Origin of the sequence: Pseudomonas sp. FW305-28 (genome assembly GCF_017351395.1) — a bacterium.
Taxonomy (GTDB): Bacteria; Pseudomonadota; Gammaproteobacteria; order Pseudomonadales; family Pseudomonadaceae; genus Aquipseudomonas; species Aquipseudomonas fluorescens_AA.
This window is the reverse complement of sequence record NZ_JACNDD010000083.1, coordinates 23,421-29,466: the sequence shown is the minus strand read 5'-3', so window position 1 is coordinate 29,466 and position 6,046 is coordinate 23,421. Positions and strand designations below refer to the sequence as shown.

The 6,046-nt window shown below is 55.8% G+C and carries 4 protein-coding genes; 2 read left to right on the top strand and 2 right to left on the bottom strand.

The genetic code is table 11. The features are described from left to right. The coding region (locus J4E53_RS19270) for an SPASM domain-containing protein (RefSeq protein ID WP_207268174.1) at positions 1 to 544 on the top strand (544 nt) is incomplete at its 5' end. A gap of 410 nt (positions 545 to 954) precedes the next feature. After that, the gene (locus tag J4E53_RS19265) at positions 955 to 1,350 is read left to right on the top strand and encodes a hypothetical protein (RefSeq protein WP_060743027.1); all 396 of its coding nucleotides are present in this window, start codon (positions 955 to 957) and stop codon (positions 1,348 to 1,350) included. A 119-nt stretch (positions 1,351 to 1,469) separates the two neighbouring features. Here the strand turns inward: J4E53_RS19265 and adeC are convergent, their stop codons facing one another. Next, positions 1,470 to 2,894: an AdeC/AdeK/OprM family multidrug efflux complex outer membrane factor gene (gene adeC, locus J4E53_RS19260; protein WP_060743028.1), complete on the bottom strand. Its 1,425-nt coding sequence runs from the start codon at positions 2,892 to 2,894 to the stop codon at positions 1,470 to 1,472. Further along, positions 2,891 to 6,046 carry an efflux RND transporter permease subunit gene (locus J4E53_RS19255; RefSeq protein WP_060743029.1) on the bottom strand — a complete coding sequence of 1,052 codons (3,156 nt, stop codon included), beginning with the start codon at positions 6,044 to 6,046 and terminating at the stop codon, positions 2,891 to 2,893. The genes adeC and J4E53_RS19255 overlap by 4 nt, the downstream gene beginning before the upstream one ends.

The window sequence follows — 6,046 nt, the reverse complement described above, 5'->3', positions numbered from 1 at the left end:
CGTCGGCCTGCTGCCCACCCGGGAGCAACTGGTACGCGCCGAGCGCATCACCAATGAATACCGCGCCAAGCTGGAAGCCGAAGGCAATCCGTGCAAGTTGATCTTTGTCACGCCGGACTACTATGAAGAACGCCCCAAGGGCTGCATGAACGGCTGGGGCAGCATTTTCCTCACCGTCACGCCGGACGGCACGGCACTGCCCTGTCACGGCGCCCGACAGCTGCCGGTGCAGTTTCCCAATGTGCGCGACCACAGCATGCAGCACATCTGGTACGACTCGTTCGGTTTCAACCGTTTCCGCGGTTATGACTGGATGCCCGAACCGTGCCGCTCCTGCGATGAAAAAGAAAAGGACTTCGGTGGCTGTCGCTGCCAGGCGTTCATGCTCACGGGGGACGCCAGCAATGCTGATCCGGTGTGTAGTAAATCCGCACATCACGGGATAATCCTGCAGGCTCGCGAAGACGCAGAGTACGCCACGCAAACCATTGAAGAACTGGCCTTTCGCAATGAACGAAACTCGCGCCTCATCGTTAAAGGCTGATCGTCTCAGCGACAGAAACAACTGATTGGTCGACGATAGATTCGATGACGGTAACGTCCAACGCGCAGCAAATATCACCTGCAACACCTGAGGGATTCAGGCGCCCGGCGTCGTGGATGGCTCATCATTAGTGAGTAAAGCTCAGCACTGCATCAATAGCTCACAGGCTAATCAATTAAAAATCAGCCTGTAGAATATCCCCATACCGACAACAAATTCATTCCGGATATCGAGTAAGCATCTTAACCCTTGCCGCCCTCGATCATCTCGCGTCATCCACAGAAACAACGGGCGCACGTTCCCAAACCAATGCGTTATTAGGCGGGAACAGCTTGCTTAAAACCTTCCCTATTTAACGGTTCAGAACAAGCTTATAGCTATTCTCGACCCCCAAAGAACTCAGGACACTTATGAACCTTGCCAAACTTACAGCTTCTATCATTTTAATCACCGGCCTGGCTGGCTGCGCGACTGAACTTCCGACGCTTAAGGATGGCGAATCCATTGTCAATCTTCACGAGCAGATCGGTGATGAAATGCTGGCCAGACGCCTGGATACGCAACGTGCAGAGAACCTGACTTATTTCAAAGTATCGCCAGGGGCGCATACGATGGAAGTTGGGGTAGTTACCAAGGGCTACCAGGAAAGCCAACACCGCTGTGTTGCCACCCTGTCCTATGACAATTTCTTACCGAATGAACGTTACACCTTGATGGAAAGTAGTGCGGGAAAAGAGGTAAAAATTGAACTTATTGACAGCAAAGGTAATACCTTGGCTCAAACTGACAAAATGCCCTGCTTGTAATTTCCCGCAGAGCAGGTGACAGCGAGGTACCACCTAAGTACACAGTAATCATGACAGTTTCACTCCACGCTAAAACAATAACGCCCGGCCTATCGCCGGGCGTTTTTGCTTAGTCGCCCTCAGAGTTTATGCGTGCCCCGCTCGTTCCATCCCCCACCCAGTGCACGATACAAGCTCACTTCAGCCTGCAACTGCGCAAGACGATCGTTGATCAGCCCTTGTTGGCTGCTAAACAGCGAGCGCTGCGCGTCCAGGAAAGTCAGGTGGCTGTCCACGCCGATTCGATAGCGACGCTCGGCAAGCTGATAATAATCTTGGCTGGCGTTAACGAGATCCTTCTGTGCCTGCAACTGGTCGACGTAAGTTTTACGTGCAGTCAACCCGTCGGAGACCTCCTGGAAAGCAGTCTGGATAGCTTTCTCGTAGTTGGCCACACCAATGTCTTTTTGGATCTTTGAGTAATCCAGACTAGCGCGTAACGCGCCAGCATTGAAAATCGGCAAGCTGATGGTAGGGGAAAACGCCCAACTGCCTGAGCCACTTTTGAACAGCCCATCCAGATTCGCGCTCGAGGTGCCAGCATTTGCCGTAAGGCTGATGCTAGGAAAAAACGCCGCTCGCGCCGCACCGATATTTGCGTTAGCCGCCAGGAGCGAATGCTCGGCAGCTAGGATGTCAGGACGGCGGACGAGTAAATCACTAGGCAGTCCGGCCGGTACGTTGGCGAGCAAGTCGCCATCCAAGGACTGTGGCTCTGGCAAATCGGCGGGCAGTCCTGTACCGAGAAGAAGCACCAAAGCATTCTCGTCTTCGGCTACCCGGCGCTGGTAGTTTGCCAAGCTCGCCCGCGCACCTTGCACCGAGGTACGCGCCTGTGCGAGATCAAGCGCAGAAGCCACACCCACCTGATTGCTCCGAGCGGTCAGACGCAAGCTCTCTTCATAGGCGCCCAATGTATTCTCGGTGAGCTTGAGCAATTCACGGTCAGCTTGCCAGGTGAGGTAGGCATTGGCCACGCTCGAAACGATGCTGATCTGGGTCGAGCGTCGGGCCTGGGCGGTAGACAGATACGTTTCCAATGCCTGCTGGCTGAGACTGGCGATGCGACCAAACAGATCCAACTCGTACGAACTGATTCCCAGGTTGACGTCATATTGGCTGGAAATACTGGCCTGACCGGACTGCGTCTGAGCACTCGGCAGTCGCTGTCGTGTTCCGCTGGCGTTGGCGCCAATCGCCGGAAACAGGTCAGCTCTCTGGATTCGGTATTGCGCCCGGTACGCCTCAACGTTCAGTGCCGCGACCTTCAGGTCGCGGTTATTGATCAAGGCAGTCTGGATCAATCGCTGCAATGCCGGATCGTGGAAAAACTCGCGCCACCCCTGCTCCACAGCGGCCTGGTCGGCAGCGTTGGTTGCCTGATAGGCAGGACCCTGCGGATATTGCGCCGCAACTGGAGCCTGCGGTCGCTGATACTCAGGGATCAGTGAGCAACCACTCAGAACAGCGGCGCTGATCGCGAGACCGATTAAAGAGCGAGTCATTGGCCTGCCTCCTCACGCATAGCAGTTTCGTCCTGCTTCTTGCGGCTGCCTTTAAACAAGGTTGAAACGGAAACGAAGAACAGGGGAACCCAAAAAATCGCCAGAACGGTGGCCGTTATCATGCCGCCGATCACCCCCGTGCCGATGGCGTGCTGACTGCCAGAGCCGGCTCCGCTGGAAATGGTCAGAGGCAGCACGCCGAGAATGAATGCCAAGGACGTCATCACGATCGGACGCAGACGCATACGACAAGCCTCGACCGTCGCTTCCAGCAACGGTGTACCTTTTTCATTCAATTCCTTGGCAAACTCGACGATCAGGATCGCATTCTTCGCCGCCAACCCCACAGTCACCAACAGACCCACTTGGAAGAACACGTCGTTGGACAGTCCCCGCAATGCCGTGGCCATTAGCGCGCCGATTACCCCAAGAGGCACGACCAAGATGACCGCAATCGGGATCGACCAGCTTTCATAGAGTGCCGCCAGACATAGAAACACGACGAGAATCGACAGCGCATACAGAGCAGGCGCTTGTGACCCTGAAAGACGCTCTTCATAGGACAACCCGGTAAAAGAGATGCCTACGCCGGGCGGCAGTTGTTCTGCAATTCGCTCGACCTCCGCCATCGCCTGGCCAGAGCTGTAACCCGGGGCGGGAGTCCCGAGAATTTGCTCGGCAGGAACGCCGTTGTAGCGCGACAGTTTTGGTGAGCCGAAGATCCACTCGGCACTCGCAAATGCCGAGAACGGGACCATCTGACCCTGGTTGTTACGCACGAACCATTTACTCAGATCCTCTGCGGTGCTGCGCGAGTCAGGCTGGCCCTGTACGTACACCCGCTTAACTCGGCCGCGATCAACGAAATCGTTCACATAACTACTGCCGTATGCCACTGACAGCGTGGTGTTGATATCGGCCAGAGAAATACCCATCGCCCGCGCGCGCTCGTCGTCGATGGTCAGGTGGTACTGTGGCTCGTCGGCCAAGCCGTTTGGGCGAACACCGGCGAGGACCGGGCTCTGGGCAGCCAGCTCAAGAAACTTGCCGCGCGCTTCCATGAGTTTTTGATGGCCCACGCTATCCTGGTCCTGCAGGTAGAAATCGAAGCCGGTGGCGTTACCCAACTCCAGTACCGAAGGCGGAACCACCGCATATACCAGGGCGTCGCGGTACTTCAGGAACTCTTGCTGGGCACGCTGGGCAATTTTGAACACAGTATTGTCACTGTCTCGTTCATCCCATGGCTTCAGGTTGACGAACGCAATCCCTGAATTCTGCCCGCGGCCGGCAAAGTTGAAGCCGTTAACGGTGAACACCGTCGCAACGGCTTTACCTTCTCCGTGCTCTTTGTCCAGCAAGTACTGACTCATGCGATCAAGCACTTTTTGCGTGGTCTCAGCCGAGCTGTTGGCCGGCGTCTGCACCTGCGTAAAAATCAAACCCTGGTCTTCATCGGGCAGGAACGAGGTCGGTATCCGGGCGAACATCCAGATCGTGCCGGCGACGATTACCAGGTAAACCATAAAGCCCGGCACCCTATGCCGAATGATCTGGCCTACGCCCTGCTCATATCCGTTGACGCAGGCATCGAACCGTCTGTTGAACCATCCAAAAAAACCGCGCTTGGGCTGACCGTGCTTTGTCGGATCGATGGGCTTGAGCAGCGTGGCGCAAAGCGCCGGGGTGAATACCAAAGCAACAAATACCGAAAGCGCCATGGCCGATACGATAGTGATCGAGAACTGCCGGTAGATCACGCCAGTGGAGCCACCAAAGAAAGCCATGGGCAACAGCACCGCCGAAAGCACCAAGGCAATACCCACCAGCGCTCCCTGGATCTGCCCCATCGATTTGCGCGTGGCCTCCCTGGGTGACAGGTGCTCCTCCGCCATCACCCGTTCGACGTTTTCAACCACCACAATCGCATCGTCGACGAGTAATCCAATCGCCAGGATCATGCCGAACATGGTCAAGGTATTGATAGAGAAGCCGGCCGCGGCAAGGACGCCGAACGTACCCAACAACACAACGGGCACTGTCAAAGTCGTAATGATGGTGGCGCGCAGATTTTGCAAAAACAGCAGCATGACCAGAAAGACCAGAACTACCGCCTCGCCCAGTGTATGCATCACTCCGCTGATGGATTCGGTGACCACCGGCGTCGTGTCATACGGGTACACCGCTTCAATCCCGGCCGGGAAGAATGGTTTCAGTCGGTCGACCGTGGCGCGAATCGCCCTGGCGGTATCAAGGGCGTTGGCGCCTGTGGCCAAGCGGATGGCGATACCCGAGGCAGGCTTGCCATTGGCTTGGGCGTTGATGCTGTAGTTTTCACCGCCCAAACTGATATCAGCCACATCACTCAGGCGCACCTGGGAGCCGTCGCTATTGACCTTAAGCAAAATGTCACCAAATTGCTCGGAGGTCTGCAGTCGCGTCTTGCCGATGATAGTTGCGGTAAACACCGTACCTTTGCGCGCAGGAAGACCACCGATCGTGCCCGAAGCTACCTGTACGTTCTGCGCCTCAATCGCCTCGGTCACGTCGACTGGCGTCAACTGGAACTGGTTCAGTTTGGCCGGGTCCAGCCAGACTCGCATGGCGTATTGCGTGCCCCAAATCTGAAAGTCACCAACACCTGAAGTCCTCGAAATCGGGTCCTGGATATTTGAGACGATGTAGTTGGATAGGTCCTCCTTGGTATGTTTTCCATCGGTGGAAACCAGACCGATGAACATCATGAAATTCTGTTGGAATTTTGTGACGCGCAGCCCTTGCTGCTGCACTTCCCGCGGCAACAGCGGCGTGGCCAGGTTCAGCTTGTTCTGTACCTGAACCTGGGCAATATCCGGGTTGGTACCCTGGTTGAAGGTCACGATGATTCGCATGCTGCCATCGGCATTACTCTCCGAAGAGATGTAGCGCAGATTGTCGATGCCGTTCATCTGCTGCTCGATCACTTGCACGACCGTATCTTGCACTGTCTGCGCGGAAGCACCGGGGTAAGAAACCTGAATCGCGACAGCGGGCGGTGCGATGTCAGGGTATTGATTGATCGGCAAATTGAGGATCGACAATGCCCCAACGAGCATGATGATCAGTGCAAGCACCCACGCGAAGATCGGTCTATCAATAAAATACTTCGACAT

Bases quoted from the DNA above. Each gene is read 5' to 3' on its own strand.
- J4E53_RS19265 (WP_060743027.1), top strand. From the start codon at position 955: ATGAACCTTGCCAAACTTACAGCTTCTATCATTTTAATCACCGGCCTG.
- J4E53_RS19255 (WP_060743029.1), bottom strand. From the start codon at position 6,046: ATGTCGAAGTATTTTATTGATAGACCGATCTTCGCGTGGGTGCTTGCA.
- adeC (WP_060743028.1), bottom strand. From the start codon at position 2,894: ATGACTCGCTCTTTAATCGGTCTCGCGATCAGCGCCGCTGTTCTGAGT.